The following is a 23,056-nucleotide window of genomic DNA, read 5'->3' as shown; positions in this document are numbered from 1 at the left end:
AGAGATGCACCTGTCAGTTAGAAGAGATCAGATATATTAATCGCGCATGGGCGTATCCATCATGGCGGAAGTGGGGGCCAGGCTAGCCAGGAGCAGAGGAGAAGAGAGCAGGCCCAACATGAGCCAGCCGAAGCAGGCCAGGGGTGGCAGAGTCCAGCCATTGATGCTGATGCTATTGATGCACAGCGCTCCAACGGCAGCCAGGCCCCCGGCAAGCAGTGCGCGATGGCGCTGATCACAGAGACGCCAGGTGCGCCAGGCCTTCCACAGGTAGCAGATCAAGAGTGCGAGGAAGACTGCTAAGACTGGCAGGCCGCCCATCGCCCCAAATTCCAGATAGGAATCGTGGGGATGTGCCAGCGGCACATACTGAAGTGGCGAGCGGTAGGGATCTGAGACCTGCATGTAGATGCTCAAGCCGAAACCCACGCCTGTGAGTGGATAAGCCATAATCACATTCAAAGCCGTTTCCCAGGCGCCCAGGCGCAGTGATAGCTCTCCTTGGCCTGTCAGATGAGCGAAGAGGAGCTGGAGCTGATCGAAGAAGAAGAGAATCAAGATGAGTGAGACGAGAAAGATGCTCAAAACGATCTGCAGGCGTAGCTTCCAGCTGTCCACGAAGAGCAGGAAGAAGGCCAGGCCGCAGCAGGCAGCTACCCAGGCGCCACCGCTGAATGTGAAGAGCAGCGCAGGCCCAATCAGTAGTGCCTCACCCAGATAAAGCAGGCGGGCCAGCCAGGAGCGACTGTGTGCGTAGAGGCCCAGAGGAATGAAGAGCACGAAGGCGAAGAAGGTCCCATTCCAATTCGGGTCTATAAAGAAGCCCCCTACGCGTTGTACACCGGTATCGCCGAGAGTGAAATTCGAAACGCTCTTCAGGAATGGGTCGTGAAGGGAGGTGCCCAGGATAAATTTGCCTGTCAGCGCGATTACAATCGTATGAGCAGCGATCAAAGCACCAAAGGCGGCCAGGAATTCCATGACCAGCCAGAGGCTTTTCAGATTACGTGCCGTATTCAGACCCAGCCAGAAGAAAAGGAAGGAACCGGCGATGACATTCGGATAATAGAAGAGAGCATCATCCAAATTTGTGGCTCCGCGTAGGGAGGGAAAGAAAGTCAGGCCTAAAAAGAGGAGCCAGAGCCAGAGTGGACGAGGTTCTGCCCAAGGACGCTGCTGTGAGCGACCGAGGAAGAACACCAGCAAAAGGACGAGCGCGAGCAGCTGAGCTGTCGCGATGAGGGACATATAGAAGTCAAGGTAGAGATGAATCAGGGCAACGGCCACCGCCAGAATCTCGTCGCAGCGCAGGTAAAGCAGCAAAACTAAAAATAGCAGGCCGGCGATCAAGGCTGTTGACATCGAGGCGGCCTGGCGGGTCACACTGGTGGAAGGAATGACTGTCCCGACGAGTAAAGGAGCGAAAACTTCCAGCATGCCCATCAGGATCAAAGCCCCGATGAGGAGAGCAACATGCCCTGTGGAGGGAGCGATCAGCTCCCTCCCTCCACGCTCGCTTGACATTGAGCGCTGGGTTGTCTTCTGAACGATGCTCATAGTCCTTATCGCTCTCCGCGCTGTCTATGCGGTTCTATCGAAGGCATCTCCAGCGTTTTCAGCTCAGTAATATCGGAGCCACGCTGTCCTGGACGTGGAGCAGGGCCTTCGGCTGCCTCCGCTGGAGCGTTGGGACTGCCGGGACGCTCGCGTGTCAGGCGCGGACGAGCTGGGACCGGCGAACTTTTCCCGTCCGACCCTGATCCGATCCCGGTCACGGAGGTCATGACTCGCTGAACCTGGGCAGGAGTGGCTGGCTCCGTCAGTGACTGACTTGACCCAGTGCGCTGCTGGCTGGCCGTTGCAGGCATTCCTGTCGGCTGTGGTGCGGATGAAGGTTGATGTACTCCCCTTGCGGCAGCCGGAGAGTGCTCTCTTCTCGCCAGCGCGGCCTGCTGGTGTTCCTGTCTCCAGCGGCTGCTTGTCAGTTCCGCTCCTGCCTGTTCACTGTGCTCATCGCCTGCTGCCTGGTAGTAGTAGGGGGTGATACTACCGCGCTGCTGTTGCTGCTTATTGACAACACAGCCGATGATGCGTACGCCTGTCTGGCGCAGGAGGGCGCGCGCCTGGCGGATATGCTCTTTCCGAGAGCGCGTGATGTCGACCACTAAGAGAGCGCTATCGACCCGTGAAGCCAGGATACTGGCATCGGCCAGGCCTAACAGCGGCGGTGCATCGAAGATCACGATATCGAAATAGTAATCCGCCAGGTTCGATAGCAGGTTACGCATGGCCTGCGAATCCAACAGCTCGGGCGGATTTGGAGGGAGATGCCCGGCTGGCATCAGCCAGAGATTGGTAGTGCTGGTCTCATAGAGAAAGCTATCGAGAATACCTCCCTGCTCAGTTGGGCGCTGGCGTGAAGACGAGACGCTTGGCAAGGGCGTCGTCGATGACTGACTCATGGCCATAATAGCGCTGCTCAGGCCGGCTTCAGCAGCGGAGACCCCAAAGAGGCGATGCAGCATTGGGCGGCGCATGTCAGCATCCACAAGCAGAGTCCGCTTCCCCGCCTTCGCCATAAAAATAGCCAGATTCGCGGCAACCGTGCTCTTGCCCTCTCCCGGCACAGAGCTGGTGATTAAGAGATAGTTGACAGGTGTATCAATAGAAGAGAAACCGATGTTCGTGCGAAGGATGCGATAGGACTCAATGAGGCCAGCATGCTCCTTGGGATTAAAGATCTCTTTCTCCTCCGAGGAGCGCACTCGCCAGACGGTCGCGAGAACGGGGTAGCCGAAGAGCTGAGCCAGCAGCTCGCCGGTACGCACCCGTGTATCAAGCTGTTCCAGCAGCAGCGCTAGTAGCACGCCGATGAGAAGGCCAGTTACCAGCCCTGCCCCGGTGTTAAGTAAGATACGTGGCTGAGCTGGACTGGTCGGGGGAGAGGCCTGCTGGACAACACGCAGAAAATTCCCGTTTTCCGCTTCGGTCAACTCCAGTTGAACAAGAGCATCCTGAACCTGAGAATAGCGGTCCTGCAGAGCCTTGAGCCGGGCTTGCAGCATGCTGATCTGCTGCTGATCATTAGTGGTACTCTCAATTTTGCTGATCTGATCGCTAACGCTGTTGATTTGCTGCTCTGTAGAAGTAAGCTCTTGTTGTAGCTGTTGTTGAGAACGTTGATTGTCTTGCTGGATAGCGGCATCTTGTTGCTGAATAAATGTCTGAGCTATATCATTAGCTAGGGCCGCGGCCCGCGTTGGACTTTCATCCAGGACAGAGATCTTGAATAGCTGCGTATTTGTCTCTGTAGTAGTGGAGACACGCGAGGCCAGCGTGGAAGCGCTCAAGCCTGGATAATGGGAAGCCACTGCTGTAAGGACTGGCTGGCTCGTGACCAGTGTCGCCTCGGTATCGACAAGCTGGTCGCTGGCCAAAAGATTATTATAGTCAGCCAAATTGTTGCCCGTGCGAACGGTGACTTGCATGAGGACCGACGCCTGGTAGAGGGGAGTCATCAGCTTGCTGGCGATCAGGGCCCCGATGCCGACCGCCATGCAGCAGATGACAACCAGCCACCAGCGCTTGGCTAGCACGGCTGCGTACTGAGCAATCGTCATTCTAGGTGTTCCTCTCTTGCAGATACCTTTGCCCTGTCTTTGCTCTCATTGTTATATGTATCGATCCTGGCTGAGAATTGTAAACTTCTGGGGAAAGAGTGGTAAGAAGGTCCTGTTCCCCGAATGAGCAGATTCGGTGCTGGGCTGGGCCAGGGCTGGTTCCTCTTCTCCCCAGAAACACCGGCCTATCTGCCTGCCTCCTTTCGTGCGGGGATCTCCGCGCAAAAGTGCTGGCTCTCAGCGGGCGAAGCACTTAGACACCGCGCAATTTAATCACTTCAATAATCGTTCTTAAAAGAATTAGAATATCTAGTATATATGATTGGTGCTTAATATAATAGAGATCGTATTGTAGCTTTTCCAGTGCCTGCTGACTGGTAAAAGTATAGTGATATTTGACCTGAGCCCAGCCTGTTAGGCCCGGGGGAACGCTCAGCCGGCAGCGATAGAAGGGGATCGTTTTTTCCAGGACGGTCACAAACTCTTCCCGCTCGGGCCGTGGGCCGATCAGGCTCATCTCCCCGCGCAGAATATTGAGGACCTGGGGAAGCTCGTCAAGGTGAGTTGCCCGCAGAAAGCGTCCTACTCGTGTCACCCGTGCATCGTTGTGGCTGGCCCACATCGCCTTTCCCTCTGGTTCGGCATCGACGTGCATTGAGCGGAATTTGTACATCTTGAACTTGCGCCCATTCTTGCCCAGGCGCTCTTGACAGTGGAAGAGGGGACCGGGCGAATCAAGACGGATCAGTAGTGCCAGTGGCGGCAGCAGCAAGATCAGTACCAGCAAGCCTAAGAGACCAAAGGTGAAATCGAGTGCTTTGCGCCAGCAGAGGTAGAGAGGAGAAAGGTTGGCACCTGGCAAGGCAATATACCATTGTCCCCCGATCTGCTCCACAGGGATCTTGCCGCTGACGTTCTCATAGACGCAGAGGGCGGGTACCAGTGAGATCCCCAGGTGGGTCCCAGTGATGGCGTCCTGTACCAGGGCTGGATTCTCCTGATACTCGGTGGCCATAATCAGCACGTCAATGGCTTGCTGCTCAATCAAGCGCTGCAGCGTAGCTCGTCCGCCCAGAATGGGCAGAGGCAGCTGCCGCTCAGGCTCGGCCTGCGCCAGTGGGTTCTCCTCCTCTGTGATATAGCCCACGATATCGATGGTTGAGCGTCTGGGAGCAGCTTGCAGCTCTCGTGCAATTGCTTCGCCGATGGTGTTGAGCCCGACAATCACCCCCTGGCGCCGAAAGGGAGGCATGTGCAAGCATTGGGCGATGGCGAGGTGCCAGCCGGCGATCAGAGGAAGACTGACACCGGTAAAGGAGAGAGTTGTGAGCAGCAAGGAACGCAAGGCGTGGCCTTCCAGTGTGGCGCTCAGGGCAAACCAGAGGCCGGCCAGTAGGAGCAGTGTAATGATAGCTCGTAGAGGGCTGACCAGGCGGCTTGACATGCCATTGAGGTCGTAGGCGCGGGTCAGGCGGGCGGCAAAGCCCCAGAGAAGCCCAGCGCAGCCGATCCAGGCGAGGTGCGTTTCCCAGGGTGTGATCAGGCGACTACTGCTTTCCACTGGTGGCTGATTGTGTACTATCAGCAGGGTGAAGGTCACCAGCAATAGTAGACTATCGCCGCCAATCAGAATGAGCCGCCAGTCGTTGCTGGAGATGCGCCGTCTCGTTCGCAGGCCAAGCTGCCTCTGCTCACAGTGAGAGGTGGTGGACAAAGCCAGAATGGCGGCGCTACCCTGATAACTTTGCCTCGACACTGGTTCGCTTTGCTGCTGATATTCTTGCTCTTTTAACATATCTTCCTCCCTTTCTCTCCTATGCCAGACATCTGCTACCTTTCTATCTATCTATATGAAATAGATTTATTCGCCTTGTATTTTTGCTCATGTTGCTGTTCTTGCGCTAAAGAAGGCAGTGTTGGAGTGAAGGAAGAGGATGGCAAAAGGGCGGCGATTTGGGCGTCGAGGCGGGCGCTCAGTTGGTCATAGTCGAAACGCTCCTCGGCCAGCGCGCGACCGCGGGCGCTAAGAGCCTGAGCCAGGGCCGGCTGCTCATAGAGCTGTACAATGGCTTGAGCCAGGGCAGTGGGGTTTTCCGGTTCGACGAAAATAGCGGCGCCGGCCTCTTCGGCCAGCCGACGGGCTTCCCCATCGACGGCTAGCAAAATCGGGCGTCCGCAGGCCAGGGCCTCGTACATTTTGCAGGGCAAGGCCCCCTCAAAGAGAGGGAGCTTGCGCATCATGATCAGACAAGCATCGGCGGCGGCCAGCAGCAGAGGAACTTGCTCGTGAGGGAGCGGGTCCATGAAGATGACATTCTCCAGTCCGCGTCGGCGCGCCTCAGCCAGCAGCTCGGGCTTGGCGCCGCCGTCACCGACCAGGCGAATACGAATTGCGGGATAGGAGCGCAGCTGCTCGGCGGCATCCAGGACGGTGGTCAAGCCATGAGAGATGCCAAGAGTACCAGCGTAGAGCACCGTAAATCGCTCCTCCCAGCCCAGGTGTTGCCGCGCCTCGGCCTGTGGACGAGGGAAGAACTTGCTCGTATCAACGCCGTTCGTCAGAAAGAAAATCTTCTCAGCTGCCAGACCGCGGCGCAGCAGCTGATCACGTATCCCCTCGGTAAGAACCCAGACCAGGCTGGCGCGCTCGTAGGAGGACCACTCTAGCCACTCGGCCAGGCGGATCAGCAGACGATTGCGTAGTACGCCAAGCTGCACCGCCGACTCCGGCCAGAGGTCCGAGACTGTGAACACATAGGGGCTGCCTTTCCAGCGGGCCAGCAGACGCCCAGCGATGGCATTAAAGAGGGGATGCGACTCGACAACCAGCAGGTCGGGACGACCGACTGCGCGCGCTCCCAGGATGGGAGCCAGACAGCCAAAGGAGAGATGAGCCAGGATACGGCGCAGGAAGCCGCGGTTGGGACTCGTGTAGCTCCAAACGCGTACCACGCGCACACCAGCTCGCGTCTCCTCCTGGAGCAGGTGCCCACGGTACTCTGGCGGGACCACGCCGGTCGGATAATTCGGCACCGTTGTCAGGACTGTGACCTGGTGACCTCGCTGCACAAGATGTTCAGCATACTGACTGATTCGTGAAGCTGCTGCCCCTTTCTCTGGAGGGTAATACAGAGTCAGGAAGAGAATATATGCCATAGATCTTTTTATTCCTCATCTTCAGCGCTGCGAGAACGAGAGCTGTATGAATAAGTCGACGTCGACCGTCTCTAATGAGCACTTTTTGGACGATGGCGCGTAGTCGCTGCTGTTTCCTGACTAGAGGCTGTGGCCTCCCGCCTGCGGAAAGCCGCCAGCTGTCTCTGCCTGCTTCTGCCCGGGCTACCGTCACCGATAGCGAGGTAGCGCATGCCAAGCGCCTCAATGGCGGAGCGTTGCAGGGCCTGGCGACCATCGAGCACCACCTGGCAGTGGCTAAAAGGACGAAAATCAAAAGAGCGATAAGCGGTATGAGCTGCTTGCAGAATAATCGCCCTCACCGCGGCAGCCTCCGAAGGAGAGAAGGGGGTATAGCCAGCGGCTCGGATTTCCTCGGAGCTGAAAAGCGGATCATCAGCGAGTACGTGCGCCCCCCGCTTCTCCAGAGCTGTGCGCAGCAAAGCTGCGCTGCTAAAGGCCAGCTCGCGTACATCGCCGCGGTAAGCAATGCCCAGGATCAAAACCGTCTGTCCCCGTAAGGAACCAAGGGCCATTTCGAGGCGCCGGACGGCATAAGTGGCCATGCTATCGTTGATGGCGCGAGCCTGGCGGGGAAGCTGGAGCAGAGGAGCGAAGCCATCGACCTGCTCGGTGACTGCTTCAGCGCCAGCCAGCAAAAAGTAGGGATAAACAGGGATACAGTGGCCACCGACTCCAACGCTCGGTGTATGGATATGAGAATAGGGCTGGCTGTTGGCGGCGGCGATGGCTGCCTGCACATCCAGGCCGTGAGCATCGGCGAAGCGAGCGAACTCGTTAGCCAGAGCAATATTCACATCGCGATAGGTTGTCTCGATCAGCTTCACAAACTCAGCATCGTCAGTCGAGGGCATCACAATAATCTCGGAAGTATCGAGCACCGAACGATAGAAGGCCACAGCTGCCTCCGTGCTGGGGGGATTGAACCCTCCCACAACCTTGGGGTAGAGGCGCAGGTCGCGGAAGATGGTGCCGGAAGAGACCCGCTCGGGACTATAGGCCAGCCAGAAATCGGAGCCGGCCTGCAGACCAGACTCGCTCTCCAGCAATGGGGCCAGGTGGTGGGCGGTCGTTCCCACCGGCAGGGTTGTCTCATAGAGCACCAGTGTCTCGGGCTGTAGCCCTCTGCCAATGGAGCGGGTAGCGGCCTCCAGGGCTGTAAGATTGGCGCGATGAGCCTCATCCATGAGGACTGGCACAATCACCACGACGGCGCGCGCCTGGCGTACAGCAGCCGTCGTGTCGCTCGTGGCACGTAAGCGTCCCTCCTGGACCAGCTGTGCCACCGCTTCCTCCAGGCCAGGTTCCTCATGAATATGGGAGCGACCAGCGTTGATCTGCTCAACCACGTCAGGATTCACGTCGCAGCCAATGACATACCAGCCGTGACGAGCATACTGCACGGCCAGCGGCAAGCCAATCTTGCCCAGACCGACAACGACCGCCGTGGCTGGTGGCAAGGTGGCTATTGACTCGCTTGACAATCTCTTCTCCATGCTCTTCTCTGCGTTGCAGTCTCTCATCCCTCGTCTAGCTGCCTCCCAGGGTGCTGGGATGCTCCTCATGCCTCTGTGGCAGGGTGAGAGAAGAGGGGCTGGCAATACGGCGAGGGAGAATCTGCTCATTCGGCCCTCGCTGGTGAGAAACTGCCGTGCTGGACCCTGCTGTCGAGCTGCGGTCGGCCTCTTCAGGCGAGATATGCGGCTCCTGGGCCTGGGATAGAAGGCCATTGTTGGCTAGCGCCGAAGCCAGCAGCTGCTGAACCACCTTCAGCACAGCCAGGCCATCCTCTCCCGAGACAGAAGGGCTACTATCGCTCATGATCGAGCGAATCACATCCTCATACTCGCGGCGCAGCGGTTCCGCCTTCTGTACCTTCAGGCGGATCATGGTTCCCTCGCTCACGCCTGTCAGGGAACGCAGGGCATCCCAGGAAGTAGGGGAATAGTCGTTCTCGTAGAAAAAGACATCTTGAGTCAAATAATTCACCAAGAACATCCCCTTCTCACCGGTGATGGTCAGCTCACGCACCTTGGTAGGCGTCAACCAATTGACATCCAGTACTCCCAGAGCATCGTTGCTGAAGCGCAGCAGCCCCAGCAGCAAATCCTCGCAGGTACGGTGGATATGCTGCTGGATTTGAGCCGAAACCTGGCTGATCTCGGCGTCCACCAGATAGCGCATCGTGTCGATCTCATGCGAGGCCAGGTCGAGGGTCACGCCGACGTCGCGGATGCGCGGTGGGAACGGTCCGATACGTCGCGCATGGAGATGGAAGATGCGTCCGAGAGTACCAGCGTTCAAGCGGCGCTTCACCTCTGTCACCGCTGGATTGAAGCGCTCGATGTGGCCCACTGCCAGACGAGCATCGCGCTGACGGGCTAGCTCGATCAACGCCTCAGCCTCCTCGACCGTACTGGTCAGGGGCTTTTCTACCAGGACATTGAGGCCGAGATCCAGAGCGAAAGCGGCCACCTCACAGTGGAGGTGAGTCGGGACGACCACCGCGACCAGCTCGGGGCGTTGCTCATCCAGCATCTGGCGATAGTCGCTATAGCCGGCGATGTGGAAGCGCTGAACCGCGCGCTGGAGAGCGCTGGGATTGGTTTCGGCGACAGCCACAAGCTGAACCGAGTCCTCCAGCTCCTTCAAGACGCGCAAGTGGTTCCAGCCCATTGAGCCGGCGCCGACCACTGCTACTCTCAGCTGCATAGAGCAATCACCTCCCGGGCGATGGTCTCCAGGTCATCTTGAGTCAGGGCGGGGTGCACTGGCAGCGAGAGCACCTCGCGCGCCGCCCGTTCCGTCTCCGGCAGCTGAGCCAGAGGGCTGTCTCCGCGCACGCGCTGCCGCCGCTCGGGATTCACCACATAAAAGCGGCTCGCCTGGCTGCGGTAGAAAGGTTGCTGGTGGATAGGAACGGGGTAGTGGACGGCGGTGGCGATGCCGCGCCGGTGCAGCTCAGCGGCGATCTCATCGCGGTGGGCAGGAACGCGAATGGTGTACTGATGATAGGTATGACGGCAACCCGGGCGAGTAATCGGCGTCTGCACAATGCCGGCCAGATGCTGGTTCAGGTAAGTGGCGTTAGCGATGCGTCGCCGTGTGAACTCCTCCAGTTTCGCCAGCTGGACCAGACCCAGAGCGCCCTGCAGGTCAGTCATACGCAGGTTATAGCCCAGGCCAATCTGGTGATAACGACTGGCCTGGCCGTGGTTGCGCAGAAGACGCAGCCGGGCGGCCACCTCGGGATCGTCACTGGTAATCATCCCGCCTTCGCCGGTGGTCATGTTCTTCGTCGCATAGAACGAGAAGCAGCCTGTGCCGAAGCTCCCCACCGGCTTCCCGGCGAAGCTACTGGCATGGGCCTGGCAGGCATCTTCGAGCAGGATCAATTTGTGGGCCTCGACCAGCGGCAGCAAGCGACCCAGGTCGCAGGGATGACCGTAGAGATGGACAGGAAGAATGGCGCGCGTACGCTCGCTGAGGGCCAGCTCTACCTGTGTGGGGTCAAGAGTATAAGTTTCCGGCTCGATGTCGACGAAAACCGGTGTGGCACCCACCAACAAGATCACATTCGCGGTGGCCGCAAAGCTGAAGGCCGTGGTGATCACTTCATCTCCCGGGCCGATATCATGAGCCAGAAGGGCGAGATGAAGAGCCGCCGTGCCCGAGGAAACGGCAATCGCGGCACCAACCTGGCAGAGTTCGGCGAAACGCTGCTCAAACGCAGCGACGTATTTGCCCTGAGCAAGCAGACCCGAGGTCAATACCTCGCGAATAGCAGCCTCCTCCTCAGCTCCCAACAGGGGACGAGCAATCGGAATCATCGCTTTCTCACTTCTCACTGCGCCATCGATCGAATCTGGTCAAATCGCCTGCGTATGACCAAGCGGAGCAGTGCTAGAGCCGTGGGTCACTCACTGGTCAGCGGCAAGATGCGGGAGGTGGCCTCTCTCTACCGGGCAATCGGGATGCTTCTCAAAGCCTGCATGCTGGCCAGATGATGATTTTTAGACATAAGCCAAAGGCATTGGCCTCGACGCTCCTGCGCCACTCAGCAACGCTCTTTCTTTGCGAATTGTTAGGAAAGTATTGAGAAAACAGTCCCTTCCACACTACTCGAGCAGCGCTCTATCCTGGCGCTGCCACACTGCCGAAGACCAGTATAGCTGACCTGGTTGCAATTGTCGTCCCGTTGATGGCTATTTTGTCGGGAATTGATAACCGTTTTTCCGGGTAATATTTACCGCTGACTCGGGTTAACAAATACACACCGCTCAGTGGCTGCTGGAGGTAGGCGAGAAGGCGTCAATCGGCTTCCTGGGCTGATGGAGCCTGGTAGCCACTCGTAGGACCTCCCCGGCAATTCTGGCTACTCGCCTATGGTCCAGCGAATGCCTGTGCTATATATCCCTTCAGCGAAGGCTGTGATTGGTATGTGTCGATTCATTCATGGGCGCTCCAATCGCTGCCGGCTGCGAGGCTGGGCTCTCGTCCAGGCAGTACGACCGGCCTGGCCCCTCATCCCAATGGACAGGCGTACAGACGGGTGGACCCTGCTGCACAGGGGCTTGTCTGACCTTGACGGAAGGAGTTGGCCTGGCATCTTGCCGGGTTCGTCAGCTCTTCTCTGGCTCGTATGATTTGGTTTGTCGCTTAGGCATGAAGGAAAAAAACACTATGTCAGAGCAGACATTAACTCGTTTTAGAAAACGTCGAAAAGGGACAGAGACGCGCATTCTCCATTTTGCTTTTCAGGATCTCTTGCCTCCTGGTCAGACGCTGGCCTTGAGTTTAGGCACGCGGACGCTCTCTTTACTTTGTGATGGAAAAATGATACTTGATCAGCAATTCAGTATCAATGAATTGCGTGTGCTTGAACCTATTTTACAGGCTTTTCCTCACTATTGCCCCTACGAGGTTCTGCTAGCCAGTTTGTCGTCGGCTCCGGTGACCGCCAGCTCGATCGCTCGCTGTCGTCAGCGCCTCTTAGAAGCCCAGGGCAGCCAGCGCTGGCAGCAGGAGTTGCGTCCGCTCCGCCGTGCTCTCTCGTCGGTGCGTAGCAAGCTGCATCACTTTGGTTTGGAGATCTCAAATGTGCGCGAGCGAGGGTGCAGTCTGACATGCCTGACCTATGCTGGGGATATGGCCCAGCGTGAGGTAGTCTAAGCTGGCAGAGGGCTGAGCCGAATGGCCAGCTGGTCTGACAGCCAGGGTGAGCAGGCAAGTAGAGAGAGGCGGGGTCAGCTCTGCGGACGTCTCTCCTCTCTGCTGATCCAGACCTCTCTCATCCGTCTGGCCTCTGTCTGTTTCTGGTGTCACCCAGTCCGTGATCGGCCAGGAGTAACTGGTCTCTGAACGTTTTGGAGCTGCCTCTGCTTTCTGGTGATGGTGGCTGAGCACCCCTGACTTGCTCAGGAGTACTGGAGGCGGTGGAGCACTTCGCCGGCATGTTCGACCACCAGAATGCCCTCGTCCTCTAGTCCTTTCCAGGCTTCGGGATCGATTGACTGTGGATCGCGATAGCCCAGATTGACACGCTGGCAGCGTTCAGCATCGATACCGGTTGCAAGCGTGACCTGGATGCGCGGCAGCTCGCGCCCTGTTGTGGCGTCGTAGCTGCCGGCCCCTTTGACATGGGTGCTATGCGCTTTAATGGTGCCGGGGATCGTGCGAAAGCGTTCAGGTTGCTTGAGAAAGTAGTCGCGCACGTGATAGCCAACGCGCTCGATCAGGGGGCCGTGGGTATAGGAGAATTCGGTAATCTTGGGGGCATAGATGATGACCTCGCCGCCGTCGGCTACAATTGGCTCAGTTTTGTACATGGCTTTGGCACCAGTCCAGAGGTCGGGATAGAGTGGAGCAGCCACGGCTAGCACCAGTTGGTAGGGGTGTGGATGAGTAACGATGTTGAGGCGCGCGGAGAGGTCTGCCGCTGCTTCGAAGGCCTGCTGGTAGTCACCGATGTAGAGTCCGTGCAGATCCTGCCCTTGCATTACAAGGGCAAGGACGAGCAGTGGCCTGGGTACCAGTTCGGCGGCGCGATGCAGCAGGCGACGTACTGGTGTCTCTTTCACGCCGATCGTGTGCAAGCTGGTGACCAGGGCTCCTAGCCAGTGGGTAGTATTGATAATTTCTGGCCCGGCTATGCCAGGGAAAAGATACTTGGCCCCGCCTGAAAAACCGGCAACCTCGTGCGGAAAGACCGGACCGCAGATGATCAGCTGATCATAGTCAAGGATGCGGCGGTTCAGGGAGACGACAATCTCGTCTCTGAGCAGTCCTTCAGTCAGCTGATCAACTTCCTCGGCGTTCAGGGTGCCGAGAGCGTGCAACATCGCGGGTCGATCCCACTGGTGGTTGAAGATGCGCAGGCCGGGATAGGACTGCGCACGCTCCTCCGCTGAGAAGCCCACCAGGGCCGTAATAGCGGCCTCACTGAGAGGGGGATGGGTGCCGAGGGCGATGAGATAGTCTAGTTGCGCTACTCGGCTGTATAGTTGCTCATTCAGGAGGCGGAAGAAGAGAGGGATAGGAGCGCTGCGCGTTCCATCGGGAATGATGACCAGGACGCGCTTGCCTGCAAGGGCTAGCGGTTCGAGGGCGCGCTGGAGCAGGTCGCTCACCTGGCTGGAACTGAGTGTCTCGCTGGTACTTCCCTCGCCAAGCAGCATCGCAAGTTTCTCTCCTTTGGGTGTCTTGCCTGAGTGCTTATGTTCTCTTCTTTGCTCACTGGCCACCGCGGAATGCGGGAGCAGCATCCGCGAGGGTCGGCCTAGTAGGCCTAGTAGGGGCTGGATGCAGCGTGAAGGCAAGCTGACTTTCTTGCTTCCCCCTTGTCACTGATTGTATCACCTGCATTGCAGGCCAGGGTCTTCTACTGAATTGGTTGGCTATGGTGCGTTAGACTGGCTATTTGATTGTCTGTTTGTCTGCTTGCCGCGCTGGCCAAGGGCTCTAGTGGATAGTGAGACCTTGCCAGCGCTGACCAAGCAGCAAGAGTTCCTCTTCAATCTCATGGAGCACGCGTAGCTCAGCCTGCTTGTATGAGAGGGGAGTACCGTGCAGAGCGGCCTGGCGCAGCTGCTCTAGCACGCGGCCAACGGAGCTGATAGTATAGGGACGCTGCTCGGCTGCGGAGGGCATAATGCCCAGCGCGATCTGGCTGCTGTCAAAGAATTCTTCCGGCTCACAACTCAAAGCCAGAAGATAGGCGTAGTCGCGGGCCAGGTCAAGCTGGGCCTGATGGAAATAGTTGCGCTGGGTGCTGGCAATGGAAAGACAGCCAGCGATCTTCCCCCCCTGCAGAAGAGGATAGGCTAGCATGCTTTCTGTGAAAGGCTCGCTATGGGTAGGGAAATAGTAGGTGAGGTCCTCCCGGCTTGGAATGATGGCGTAGTGGCCAGAGGCTACGCAGTGACCGGCCAGCGATTCGGCCCCCAGCAGAAGTAGCTCCGGCTCTGGCAGCGAGCGCCAGGGTGGGGTGCCACGCCCCTGGACGATGCGTAGGCTGCGCACTTGTTGGGTGGCCAGACTAGGGGGCACGCACTGGATAAGGGTAACTTTCAGCCCAAGCTCATGAGGATCAAACTGGCTGATCATCTGCTGCAAAATAAGGTTGCGCATGGTCACGGAGCGGAGCGCCGGTGCGCATTCCAGACAGGTAGTGAGGATACGGCGGTAAAAGGTCGACGGGATCTGCTGGTCTTCGCTGTCGCTGATGGCTGGCCTGCCCAGGAGCTCAGGATGGGCCTGTCGCAGATGCTCCGCCAACACTGGATGGGAGCGGAACACGGCCTGATAGAGCTGCCGCAGATGCTCCGTGCGCGGGCTGCTTTGCCCTTTGGCCCAGCGCGCGATGGTGACGCTATTGACACCGACAGCCTGCGCCAGGCGTCGAAGCTCGTGCGCGTTGCTAATGGCCTGCTCCAGCAGTCTCCGCCAGGTCTCCAGCTTTGTCATAGTTGCCTCTACCTAGGGATTGTTGAGTGCTGCCTCGCTGGTCCTGATCTGCCTATGACTGTCTCATTTTAACCCAATCCTGTGTAAATATCAACGCGAATCGACCCTTTCTGCGACAGCGAAATAAACGCTCGCTTCGCTATGTATTATCAATCAACGATCATCGATAGATGCTGGCTTCAGACACCGGCGTAGGCGGAGAAACCGCCATCGACCGGAACCACGATACCTGTAACGAAAGCCGAGGCAGGACTCAGCAGCCAGAGCAAGGTACCGAAGAGATCCTCTGGCTGGCCGAGGCGTTGCATAGGAGTATGGTCGAGAATGCGACGCCCGCGCTCGGTCAGGCTGCCTGTCGAGGGATCAATGAGGAGCCTCTGGTTCTGCTCGGTTAAGAAAAAGCCGGGGGCTATGGCGTTGACACGAATGGCGGGGCTGTACTCCTGAGCCATGTAAACAGCCAGCCAGTGTGTCAGATTCACGACGCCCGCCTTGGCTGCTCCGTAGGCAGGGACACGCGTTAGTGGGCGCAGCGCGGCCATAGAAGCGATATTGACGATGCTTCCCCTCCCCTCGGCAACCATGCCGCGCCCGAAGACCTGGCAGCAATAGAAGGTGCCGATGAGGTTGAGTGTCAGCACCTCATGCAGGGCCGCCGGCGTCAGATCGAAGAAGGGCAGCTGTGAGCTCGTCGAAGCGGCCTCGCGATTCCCGCCGGCGGCGTTGATTAAGATGGTCGCGCGCCCAAAAGTGGCCTCAATCTCTCTGGCCGCTTGCTCGATAGCCTGACGGTCGCCTACATCACAAGGGAGCCCCAGGACCTCCCCTCCCTCGTGGCGAATCGTGCGCACGATCTCGCTTGTGGGGCCGGCGCGGCGACTGAGAAGGGCGACACGGACTCCACAACGAGCCAGGAAGCGAGCCATACTTCCTCCGAGCACGCCGGTGCCGCCGGTGATCACCGCTGTTTGGTTGGCAATGGTGAATAACTCCTGCTCATCAGCAAGGCGCTCACTCATTTTATGGTATCCTCACTTTCCTCTTTTGATCTTCAAATATGCAGCAGGCGCTATATCTGACCTCTCTCTTCTCCCGTAGACCTGGTAGGTTGGTAAACGATAGGCGGATCGTTACGATCACGTACCTCGCCATGTGCGACGTACCACAGAGCCAGATGGCCACAGAACAGCGGATCATCCGCCAGCGCATCTTGGTGCAGCGACACCGGCTCTGGTAGCTTGCCGTGTGGCGTGCTCAGAAATGAGTTCAGGAGCGGCACTCGCAGGTCCTGCTCGTGCTCCGAACGGAACCGGATCATAAGCTGACCATCCTCGCTTCACTGCAATCCGGGACGTGGCGGAGGTTCAACAAACCGGAAATTTCGAATGAGCTACTCATGTTCCTGCCTGGCCTTTTCTGGCTTCTTCTCCACTGGGCTCTTTCTTCCCTTGACAGGGGCTGCCGCGGGACGTATACTTCTCTTTTAAGAGAAGGAAAACTTTTATTTTAAAAATTTAAAAAGTTGGATAATGGGGTGGGCTGGATCAGACATGGCCAGGGAAGGTGTTGTGGCAGGAGGGTATCCCTGACCGGTTAGGGGTGAGGGTTGCCATGTCCGCGAGGTGATCAAGGTTATCTTCTCTGCACGTCTCATCTTCTCAGCACGAGAACGCGACAGGAGCAGATTATTATGCGGTCCGAGTCATCGAAAATCGCAGTTAACGGGGGGGGAGAGAGGGGGGGACAGTGCGAGCGGCCAACGAGGTCCTGAGCGGTCAGACCAGGCGTGGTCTGCTGCGTCGGGTGCTGCCTTTTTTGGGGCCGGCCTTCATTGCCAGTGTGGCCTACATAGACCCTGGCAACTTCTCGACCAACATTCAGGGAGGGGCCAGCTTCGGTTATCTGCTGCTCTGGGTCATTGTCGCCAGCAATCTGATGGCCATGCTCATTCAGGCCCTCTCTGCCAAGCTAGGAATTGCCACCGGGCTGAATCTGCCCGAGATGTGTCGCACCTATTTCCCGCGTCCTGTTGTTTGGGGCATGTGGCTCCTTGCCGAGATCGTGGCTATGGCTACCGACCTGGCTGAATTTCTCGGAGCTGCTGTCGGCTTTCAGCTCCTCTTTCACATTCCCCTCCTGCTCGGCGGCCTACTGACCGCCATTGTCACCTTTCTCATCCTCGGCCTGGAGCGCTACGGCTTTCGCCCCTTGGAGGCTGTCATTAGTGCCCTGGTGGGTGTCATTGCACTTTGTTACGTCATCGAAACCATACTCGTGCGGCCTGCCTGGGGAACCATTGCCTATCATGCTTTCGTGCCGCAATTCTCCGGCCCTGAGAGCATTCTCCTGGCCTCTGGCATTCTGGGCGCCACCGTCATGCCTCATGTCATCTACCTGCACTCAGCCCTTACCCAGGGGAGGATTGTTGTCCGCGACCCGGTGCGTCTGAAGCGCCTCTTCCGCTATGAGCTGCTCGATGTGATTATCGCCATGGGCATTGCAGGCTTTGTCAATGCAGCGATGCTCATTATGGCTGCAGGCACCTTTTTTCAAGCTGGACTACGCCAGGTTGCCACCCTCGAAGAGGCCTATCGTACGTTGCAGCCCTTGCTAGGGAGCGCTGCCAGTTGGGTCTTTGCCATTTCCCTTCTCATTTCGGGACTTTCGTCCTCGACCGTTGGCACGATGTCGGGCCAGGTTATCATGCAGGGCTTTCTCCATCGCCAGATTCCCGTCTGGTTGCGGCGCCTTGTGACCATGCTGCCATCTCTGCTCGTAATCCTGATCGGCCTGGAGCCGACGCGGACATTGGTAATTAGCCAGGTGGTGCTCAGCTTTGGCATACCTTTTGCTCTTGTGCCGCTGATTCTCTTTACGCAGCGCCGTGATATCATGGGAGTATTGGTCAACAGCCAGCTGACGACCGCTCTGGCCTGGTTGGTTGCCAGTTTGATTATTGCCCTCAATATCTTTCTCTTGTATCAGGTCTTTACAGGAGGCTGATGGAATGTTGCCTGCTCGTGAAAAAGGAGAAAGCGATAGTGACCAGAAGCAGCCTATCAAGCAAGATGCCGGGAAGGGTGTTGCGCAAGGCATCGGGCATGAGCTGGAGCACGAGCGTGGGAAGGTCTTCACGGCGAAGAGTGGCAGGCTAAGGCTCCTCGTCCCTTTAGACGGCTCGCGCCTGGCTGAGGCGGTGCTCCCAAGCGCAGCTGCCCTGGCCCAGCGCTATCAAGGTGAGATCCTGCTCCTGCATATTCTAGAGCAACATCCGCCTGCTCAGGTGCACGGAGAGCGCCATCTGCGTGACGTTGCCGATGCCAGGGTCTATCTTGAAGAGGTAGCGGCTCGTCTGAGGGCGCAAGACCTGATGGTCACCGTGCATGTTCACGAGAACCGTGAACAGAGCGTTGCGCGGGGCATTGTGGAGCATGTGCAGGAGCTACAGAGCGATCTAGTGGTTATGTGCACTCATGGTAATGGCGGTGTACGTGATCTACTCTTTGGCAGCATTGCTCAGCAGGTCCTACAGCGAGGTCCTTGCCCTATCTGGCTGGTTCAGCCGCGCAAGGATGGGAGCGCGCCGCCCTTCAAGCTGAGGCGTATCCTGGTACCACTGGATGGGACTCCGGAACACGAGCCAGGACTGCCGGCGGCCATCGCTCTGGCGCGCACTTTTGGGGCAGAGCTGCGTCTTGTCTTTGTGATCCCAACGCTCACGACGCTGGCGGGGGAGCAGGCGGTCTCAGGCACTATGTTGCCTGCCACCATGCGCGCTGTCCTTGACCTGGCTGAGCAAGGAGCGCGCTCCTATCTCAAGCAGGTCGCCGAGGAGTGTCAGAGTCAGGGGGTCAAGGCTCAGGGAGAGGTCTTGCGAGGCGAGACGGTGCTAGAGGTCGTCAAACTGCTTGAACGCCAGGAGCTGGATCTGGTTGTTCTGGCCAGCCACGGTCGGACCGGGCTGGATGCGCTGCTGAGTGGCAGTGTGGCCCCGCGCCTCGTAGGGCGCGTGAGCGTGCCGCTGCTGCTGGTGCGCGCCACAAACCTCTAATGGCGCTCTCACTCTCATGGCTGACGGCCAGCCAGCGCCCTGGTCTAGCCCAGGCTCTCAGTTAGGATGAGAAGCTAGGCTGGAGGCGATCCGCCGAATCATCCTCGTCTTCCTGGAGGCTCACCGTAATCTGTTCGGCCAGTTCGGCGCTCAACAGGTGCTCGACTGCCTGGCTCTCCTCACCAACGCGGATGCGCAGCGGCCCACCGAAGGGTACCCGTTCAATCACATACACCCGTACCTCTGGATAGAGGCCCATCTGACCCAGATAGCGCAGCTTGGCCGCGTCCTGGTCGTTGACGCGCAGAATACGGGCAGATTGTCCTGCGGGCACCTCCAACAGCGGCTGGCCCGGGCGTTGGGCAATAACCCCTTCCTTGCTGGGGATGGGGTCGCCGTGGGGATCAACGGTTGGATAGCCGAGAAGGGCGTCGAGCCGTTCCTCGAACTCTTCCGAGATCACATGTTCCAGTCGATCGGCCTCCTCGTGCACTTTATCCCAGCTATAGCCCAGTTCGCGCGCCAGATACAGCTCCAGCAGCCGATGATGGCGGATGACCTCCTTTGCCTTGCGCTCTCCCAGCGGGGTCAGGCAGACGCCGCGGTAAGGAGTATGCTGGACCCAGCCAGCCTTGGCAAACTCTTTGAAGAGCAAGGTCACGGTGGCATCGCTGACCCCCAGACGTTCGCTCACCGCCGAGGTAGAGACTCGCTGGCCACGTTCCTGCATGGTATAGATGACCTTCAAGCAATCGCTGACGCGCGGGGCCAGTGCCTGTATCGGTTCATCCATGCGCTCATATCCCGATGTCTGAAATTTCTGATGCAGGAAATCTATATCACATCTTCAGCATGTAAGCAAGGTATGGCAAGGGATCACATGGCGAGAATGGGCGGTATTTGGCCGACCCTAGGGGTCGCTCTGTTAAGCGATCCGGTCACCCGCCCGATCAGCGCCTGCTGCCTCTCCACCGCTGTGGTTTTTCTCACCAGAAAGCCAGCACCATTGTCACCACCCCGTAGAGGAGGCAAACTATGCCCATAGCAAAGTAGGCCAGAGGCTCGGAGAGACCCTCTATGGCTGCTGCAATGAGCAGGAGCAGAAAGCCGACGAGCAGGGTCAGGCCCTCGAACAGCAGGCGTTTGCCCAGACGCAGATGAGGATGACGATAATAGATCAACACCAGAGGAAGAAGTACCAGCTCGCAGGCGCAGGCTACTAGTACGAAGATAGCCATCACCGTCGAGGGCATCTGGAACAAGAGGCCGCCCACGCCAAAAAGGGAGAGAAAGGCTCCCCACAGATACAGCAGCGTGCTGATCAGAGCCTCGCTCCAGCCCCGGCGCCGAGGCTGCTTCTCTGCTGCCACAGAGACAGGCAGCCCCCCGGAGAGGGGATATGGTCCTGGCGTTGGCTCGCTTGCTCCCTGAGCATAAGGGTCATAGGCTGCCTGTCCCCCTGAGTAGAAGGGGACTGAGGCCCCCTGTGAAGCGAGCGATGGCGTCAACGACCTGTACGGCCACTCGTCCAGTGGGTTGGACAAGTTGGAAGCGAGTGGAAAGCGGGCATTCACATAGCCTGCCTGCTCTTCTCGCGGCAGCAGCTCCGTCAGATCGGTGTATGCCTCCGCCAGGGTGCTACCGCAGAAAGCACAAAAACTACTTGTGGTATCGTTCTCACGACCGCAGCTGGGACAGCATCTATTCATCGCACTTCTTACGCGGCAGGGATGAGAGCCGCGCCCTCCCCAAATTTCAAAAGCGCGAAGCCAACACGCCGCATGGCCTGACCCCCGCAGGCGCTGGCATCAGCTGTTGTCACGCTGCCAGACCGGGCTGCAAGCATGTCATCTGCCTGGTCATAGGCAACGCCCGTTGCTGCCAGGGAGCGTGTCGGCCTTTCCTCCATCTCTTGGTGGCGGCCACTGGGGGCCGATGCATCTTGGTCAGAGAAAGTGAGATGAGTCCTTCCTGGGCACGGATCACCTGCTTCCACAAGTGCCTGCTGCCAGTCGGGGCCTGACGCTCTGCTATCCCGACCGAGCAAGGTGGACAACAGATCCCTGTGGTTCGTATTCGTCTATCCGCTTTACCGCCTGGGAGAACTACTTTTTCATTCTAATCTGACCGTGGAGAAAAGGCAATGGCGAGCGAGAACACAAGCTGCTCTCTCCTGCTACGTAGTCGAGGGCTATGTATGTAGGGTAGGTACGGTTACGCTCACCGCTCCCGCTCCAGGCGCTACTGCAGGACGTTCCCCAGGCAATCAGGTTGTCTATTGCTGCGCTCAGCGTCTTGCGGTCTCGGTCAGCCAGTGGTCCTCTGCGCCTGCTGAAAGCGGGAGGGATGGAGCAGCGAGGCCATACATAGGCTGGATGAGGAGAGAAGGGAAAAATGCGGGCCAGGTCTCGTGGTGAGCCAGAGCGAAGGCGACCGGCTGTTGCGTCACCTGCTCTAGCTCACCAACTCTCTCAGGAGCGAGGGCGACGTGCGGCGATGAAGGAAGCATACCAGTAGCCACTGTCCTTGACAATGCGCCGCTGAGTGGAATAGTCGACATAGACAATGCCAAAGCGCTTGCTGTAGCCGAAGGCCCACTCGAAGTTATCTAATAGCGACCAGACAAAGTAGCCGCGCACAGCAGCCCCTGAAGCCAGGGCCTCGCCCAGGGCCTGGATATGCTGTCTCAGGTAGGCAATCCGACAGCCATCGTGGATATGCTCGTTGCCATCCCATTCATCGTGAAAAGCCGCCCCGTTCTCAGTTACAACCATCGTCTTTGGTTGATATTCGTGTTGAAGGCGCAGCAATAGGTCTTTCAAGCCGGAAGGGTAGACCTCCCAGCCCATTTCCGTATAGCTGGAGCCGGGTACTGGAGCCACCGTTTCATGGGCCAGGCGTGCTGAGATTGGCCCTCCGTTAGCCGGAGCGCTAGCGCGTACCAGCAGGCGGGTATAGTAATTGACCCCAAGGAAATCGAGAGGAGCAGCAATCAGCTCCAGATCTGAGGCCTCCATCGCTGGTGGTTGGACCTGCAATGCCGAGAAGAGCGTCTCGGGATAGCGAGCGCAGTAGAGCGGCTCAATAAACCAGCGGTTGTGGAAGGCATCGGCCTGCTGTGCGCTTTCCTGAGTCTCGGGCTGCTCATCGGCTGGGTAGACGGGGGTGAAATTCAGAACAATCCCCAGTTGAGCATCGCTGCGCGTATGGGCACGCAAGCGTGGCAGGGCCAGGCCGTGTGCTAGCAGGAGGTGGTGACCGGCGGTGATAGCAGCCTGGAGATCGCGCAGGCCCGGAGCATGCTCGCCGGACCCATGCCCGAGATAGGCGCTGCACCAGGGTTCATTGAGCGTTGCCCACCAGCGTACGCGATCACCCAAACGACGGGCCACAATCTCCGCATACTCGGCAAAGGCCAGGGCCGTCTCGCGGTTAAGCCAGCCGCCATCGCTCTGGAGCGCCAGGGGCAGATCCCAATGGAACAGAGTGACCAGCGGCGTGATCTTGTGAGCGAGCAAACAATCGACAAGGCGCTCATAGAAATCGAGGCCGCGGCTATTAACTGAGCCTTTGCCCTGGGGGAGCACCCGGGGCCAGGAGATCGAGAAACGGTAAGCTCCGATGCCCAGGCGGGCCATCAGAGCGACATCCTCCTCCATCCGATGATAGTGATCGGCGGCAATGTCGCCGGTGTCGCCCTGGTAGGTCTTGCCAGGTGTACCTGAGAAGGCGTCCCAGATGGAAGGGCCGCGCCCATCCTCATAGGCTGCGCCCTCGATCTGGTAAGCCGAGGTGGCCACTCCCCAGAGGAAATCGGGTGGGAAGCTGACACTGATCTCCAGAGTATTAGAAAGGGGCAGTGTATCAGGAGCTGTGCGCGCTGGTTGACCCATTAATCCTCCTTGTTCAGATGGAGCGGCAAGCAGCCGCTGCCTGGAATAGTAGAGTTCGGGCCGGGCTGCGACCGGCTGAATCGCTGTGGCTGCCATTGGTAGTGTCTCTGTCTCCCCCGATGCTGCTAGTAGAACATAGAACAGATAGAGATCGTTAAGCACTCTACCAGAGAGTGTAGCGTGGAAGCTCGGCTCGTCCAGGTGGGCAAGGCCCAGGCTGACCGAGGCTGGCTGATGTTGCGCTTCTCCTGGTCCCGACGAGGCAAAGTAGGCAGACTGAGTTTGAATAAGGATAGGGCGACCGCAAGCGCAGTCGCCCTATCGATAAATGA

Annotated in this window: 17 protein-coding genes; 3 read left to right on the top strand and 14 right to left on the bottom strand. The window is 58.4% G+C overall.

The window, feature by feature from the left end; translation table 11 throughout:
• Window positions 1-36: 36 nt before the first annotated feature.
• The 7 genes from A4R35_RS05655 to A4R35_RS05625 form a co-directional block, all read right to left on the bottom strand.
• Window positions 37-1,557 carry an O-antigen ligase family protein gene (locus A4R35_RS05655; RefSeq protein WP_112427375.1) on the bottom strand — a complete coding sequence of 507 codons (1,521 nt, stop codon included), beginning with the start codon at window positions 1,555-1,557 and terminating at the stop codon, window positions 37-39.
• Window positions 1,558-1,562: 5 nt separating this feature from the next.
• Window positions 1,563-3,620, bottom strand: a complete 2,058-nt coding sequence (locus A4R35_RS05650; RefSeq protein ID WP_112427372.1) for a polysaccharide biosynthesis tyrosine autokinase — start codon at window positions 3,618-3,620, stop codon at window positions 1,563-1,565.
• Between the two features lie 253 nt (window positions 3,621-3,873).
• Entirely contained in the window at window positions 3,874-5,415 is a 1,542-nt protein-coding gene (locus A4R35_RS05645; protein ID WP_112427370.1) for an exopolysaccharide biosynthesis polyprenyl glycosylphosphotransferase, read from the bottom strand.
• A 47-nt stretch (window positions 5,416-5,462) separates the two neighbouring features.
• The gene (locus A4R35_RS05640; protein ID WP_112427368.1) at window positions 5,463-6,776 is read right to left on the bottom strand and encodes a glycosyltransferase family 4 protein; all 1,314 of its coding nucleotides are present in this window, start codon (window positions 6,774-6,776) and stop codon (window positions 5,463-5,465) included.
• 71 nt (window positions 6,777-6,847) lie between these two features.
• Window positions 6,848-8,311: a nucleotide sugar dehydrogenase gene (locus A4R35_RS05635; RefSeq protein WP_189361365.1), complete on the bottom strand. Its 1,464-nt coding sequence runs from the start codon at window positions 8,309-8,311 to the stop codon at window positions 6,848-6,850.
• A 34-nt stretch (window positions 8,312-8,345) separates the two neighbouring features.
• Window positions 8,346-9,527: a Gfo/Idh/MocA family protein gene (locus A4R35_RS05630; RefSeq protein WP_112427363.1), complete on the bottom strand. Its 1,182-nt coding sequence runs from the start codon at window positions 9,525-9,527 to the stop codon at window positions 8,346-8,348.
• Window positions 9,518-10,645 carry a DegT/DnrJ/EryC1/StrS family aminotransferase gene (locus tag A4R35_RS05625; protein WP_112427361.1) on the bottom strand — a complete coding sequence of 376 codons (1,128 nt, stop codon included), beginning with the start codon at window positions 10,643-10,645 and terminating at the stop codon, window positions 9,518-9,520. Before A4R35_RS05625 ends, A4R35_RS05630 begins: the two co-directional genes overlap by 10 nt.
• 853 nt (window positions 10,646-11,498) lie before the next feature.
• Here A4R35_RS05625 and A4R35_RS05620 point away from each other — a divergent pair.
• Entirely contained in the window at window positions 11,499-11,987 is a 489-nt protein-coding gene (locus tag A4R35_RS05620) for a hypothetical protein (protein WP_112427359.1), read from the top strand.
• Between the two features lie 245 nt (window positions 11,988-12,232).
• Here A4R35_RS05620 and A4R35_RS05615 read toward each other — a convergent pair whose 3' ends face one another.
• The 4 genes from A4R35_RS05615 to A4R35_RS05600 all read right to left on the bottom strand — a co-directional run bounded on the left by A4R35_RS05615 (window position 12,233) and on the right by A4R35_RS05600 (window position 16,098).
• Window positions 12,233-13,492, bottom strand: coding sequence for a lactate racemase domain-containing protein (locus A4R35_RS05615; RefSeq protein ID WP_112427356.1), 1,260 nt, complete (start codon window positions 13,490-13,492; stop codon window positions 12,233-12,235).
• Window positions 13,493-13,775: 283 nt separating this feature from the next.
• Window positions 13,776-14,780 carry a GAF domain-containing protein gene (locus tag A4R35_RS05610; RefSeq protein ID WP_112427354.1) on the bottom strand — a complete coding sequence of 335 codons (1,005 nt, stop codon included), beginning with the start codon at window positions 14,778-14,780 and terminating at the stop codon, window positions 13,776-13,778.
• 179 nt (window positions 14,781-14,959) lie between these two features.
• The gene (locus A4R35_RS05605; RefSeq protein ID WP_112427352.1) at window positions 14,960-15,799 is read right to left on the bottom strand and encodes an SDR family oxidoreductase; all 840 of its coding nucleotides are present in this window, start codon (window positions 15,797-15,799) and stop codon (window positions 14,960-14,962) included.
• Window positions 15,800-15,849: 50 nt separating this feature from the next.
• Window positions 15,850-16,098 (bottom strand): hypothetical protein, encoded by a 249-nt coding sequence (locus A4R35_RS05600; RefSeq protein WP_112427350.1) that lies wholly within the window; start codon window positions 16,096-16,098, stop codon window positions 15,850-15,852.
• Between the two features lie 428 nt (window positions 16,099-16,526).
• Between A4R35_RS05600 and A4R35_RS05595 the strand changes: the two genes are divergently transcribed.
• Both A4R35_RS05595 and A4R35_RS05590 read left to right on the top strand, forming a co-directional pair.
• Entirely contained in the window at window positions 16,527-17,783 is a 1,257-nt protein-coding gene (locus A4R35_RS05595; RefSeq protein ID WP_112427348.1) for an Nramp family divalent metal transporter, read from the top strand.
• A 4-nt stretch (window positions 17,784-17,787) separates the two neighbouring features.
• Window positions 17,788-18,831 (top strand): universal stress protein, encoded by a 1,044-nt coding sequence (locus tag A4R35_RS05590; protein WP_112427346.1) that lies wholly within the window; start codon window positions 17,788-17,790, stop codon window positions 18,829-18,831.
• A 61-nt stretch (window positions 18,832-18,892) separates the two neighbouring features.
• On the opposite strand, the gene A4R35_RS05585 is transcribed toward A4R35_RS05590, so the two are convergent.
• From A4R35_RS05585 to A4R35_RS05570, 3 genes are all read right to left on the bottom strand, one after another.
• The gene (locus A4R35_RS05585) at window positions 18,893-19,624 is read right to left on the bottom strand and encodes a metal-dependent transcriptional regulator (RefSeq protein ID WP_112427344.1); all 732 of its coding nucleotides are present in this window, start codon (window positions 19,622-19,624) and stop codon (window positions 18,893-18,895) included.
• Between the two features lie 193 nt (window positions 19,625-19,817).
• Window positions 19,818-20,540, bottom strand: coding sequence for a zinc ribbon domain-containing protein (locus tag A4R35_RS05580; RefSeq protein WP_112427342.1), 723 nt, complete (start codon window positions 20,538-20,540; stop codon window positions 19,818-19,820).
• A gap of 762 nt (window positions 20,541-21,302) precedes the next feature.
• Window positions 21,303-22,724 carry a GH1 family beta-glucosidase gene (locus tag A4R35_RS05570; protein ID WP_189361363.1) on the bottom strand — a complete coding sequence of 474 codons (1,422 nt, stop codon included), beginning with the start codon at window positions 22,722-22,724 and terminating at the stop codon, window positions 21,303-21,305.
• Between the last annotated feature and the right edge of the window lie 332 nt (window positions 22,725-23,056).

The organism is Thermogemmatispora tikiterensis (assembly GCF_003268475.1).
Taxonomy (GTDB): domain Bacteria; phylum Chloroflexota; class Ktedonobacteria; order Ktedonobacterales; family Ktedonobacteraceae; genus Thermogemmatispora; species Thermogemmatispora tikiterensis.
Note: the sequence above shows the minus strand (reverse complement) of the source record. Positions and strands in the feature narration are given on the sequence as shown.

Bases quoted from the DNA above. Each gene is read 5' to 3' on its own strand.
- A4R35_RS05590 (WP_112427346.1), top strand. From the start codon at position 17,788: ATGTTGCCTGCTCGTGAAAAAGGAGAAAGCGATAGTGACCAGAAGCAG.
- A4R35_RS05580 (WP_112427342.1), bottom strand. From the start codon at position 20,540: ATGAATAGATGCTGTCCCAGCTGCGGTCGTGAGAACGATACCACAAGT.
- A4R35_RS05610 (WP_112427354.1), bottom strand. From the start codon at position 14,780: ATGACAAAGCTGGAGACCTGGCGGAGACTGCTGGAGCAGGCCATTAGC.
- A4R35_RS05625 (WP_112427361.1), bottom strand. From the start codon at position 10,645: ATGATTCCGATTGCTCGTCCCCTGTTGGGAGCTGAGGAGGAGGCTGCT.
- A4R35_RS05635 (WP_189361365.1), bottom strand. From the start codon at position 8,311: ATGGAGAAGAGATTGTCAAGCGAGTCAATAGCCACCTTGCCACCAGCC.
- A4R35_RS05655 (WP_112427375.1), bottom strand. From the start codon at position 1,557: ATGAGCATCGTTCAGAAGACAACCCAGCGCTCAATGTCAAGCGAGCGT.
- A4R35_RS05585 (WP_112427344.1), bottom strand. From the start codon at position 19,624: ATGGATGAACCGATACAGGCACTGGCCCCGCGCGTCAGCGATTGCTTG.
- A4R35_RS05605 (WP_112427352.1), bottom strand. From the start codon at position 15,799: ATGAGTGAGCGCCTTGCTGATGAGCAGGAGTTATTCACCATTGCCAAC.
- A4R35_RS05620 (WP_112427359.1), top strand. From the start codon at position 11,499: ATGTCAGAGCAGACATTAACTCGTTTTAGAAAACGTCGAAAAGGGACA.
- A4R35_RS05650 (WP_112427372.1), bottom strand. From the start codon at position 3,620: ATGACGATTGCTCAGTACGCAGCCGTGCTAGCCAAGCGCTGGTGGCTG.
- A4R35_RS05615 (WP_112427356.1), bottom strand. From the start codon at position 13,492: ATGCTGCTTGGCGAGGGAAGTACCAGCGAGACACTCAGTTCCAGCCAG.
- A4R35_RS05570 (WP_189361363.1), bottom strand. From the start codon at position 22,724: ATGGGTCAACCAGCGCGCACAGCTCCTGATACACTGCCCCTTTCTAAT.
- A4R35_RS05630 (WP_112427363.1), bottom strand. From the start codon at position 9,527: ATGCAGCTGAGAGTAGCAGTGGTCGGCGCCGGCTCAATGGGCTGGAAC.
- A4R35_RS05600 (WP_112427350.1), bottom strand. From the start codon at position 16,098: ATGATCCGGTTCCGTTCGGAGCACGAGCAGGACCTGCGAGTGCCGCTC.
- A4R35_RS05645 (WP_112427370.1), bottom strand. From the start codon at position 5,415: ATGTTAAAAGAGCAAGAATATCAGCAGCAAAGCGAACCAGTGTCGAGG.
- A4R35_RS05640 (WP_112427368.1), bottom strand. From the start codon at position 6,776: ATGGCATATATTCTCTTCCTGACTCTGTATTACCCTCCAGAGAAAGGG.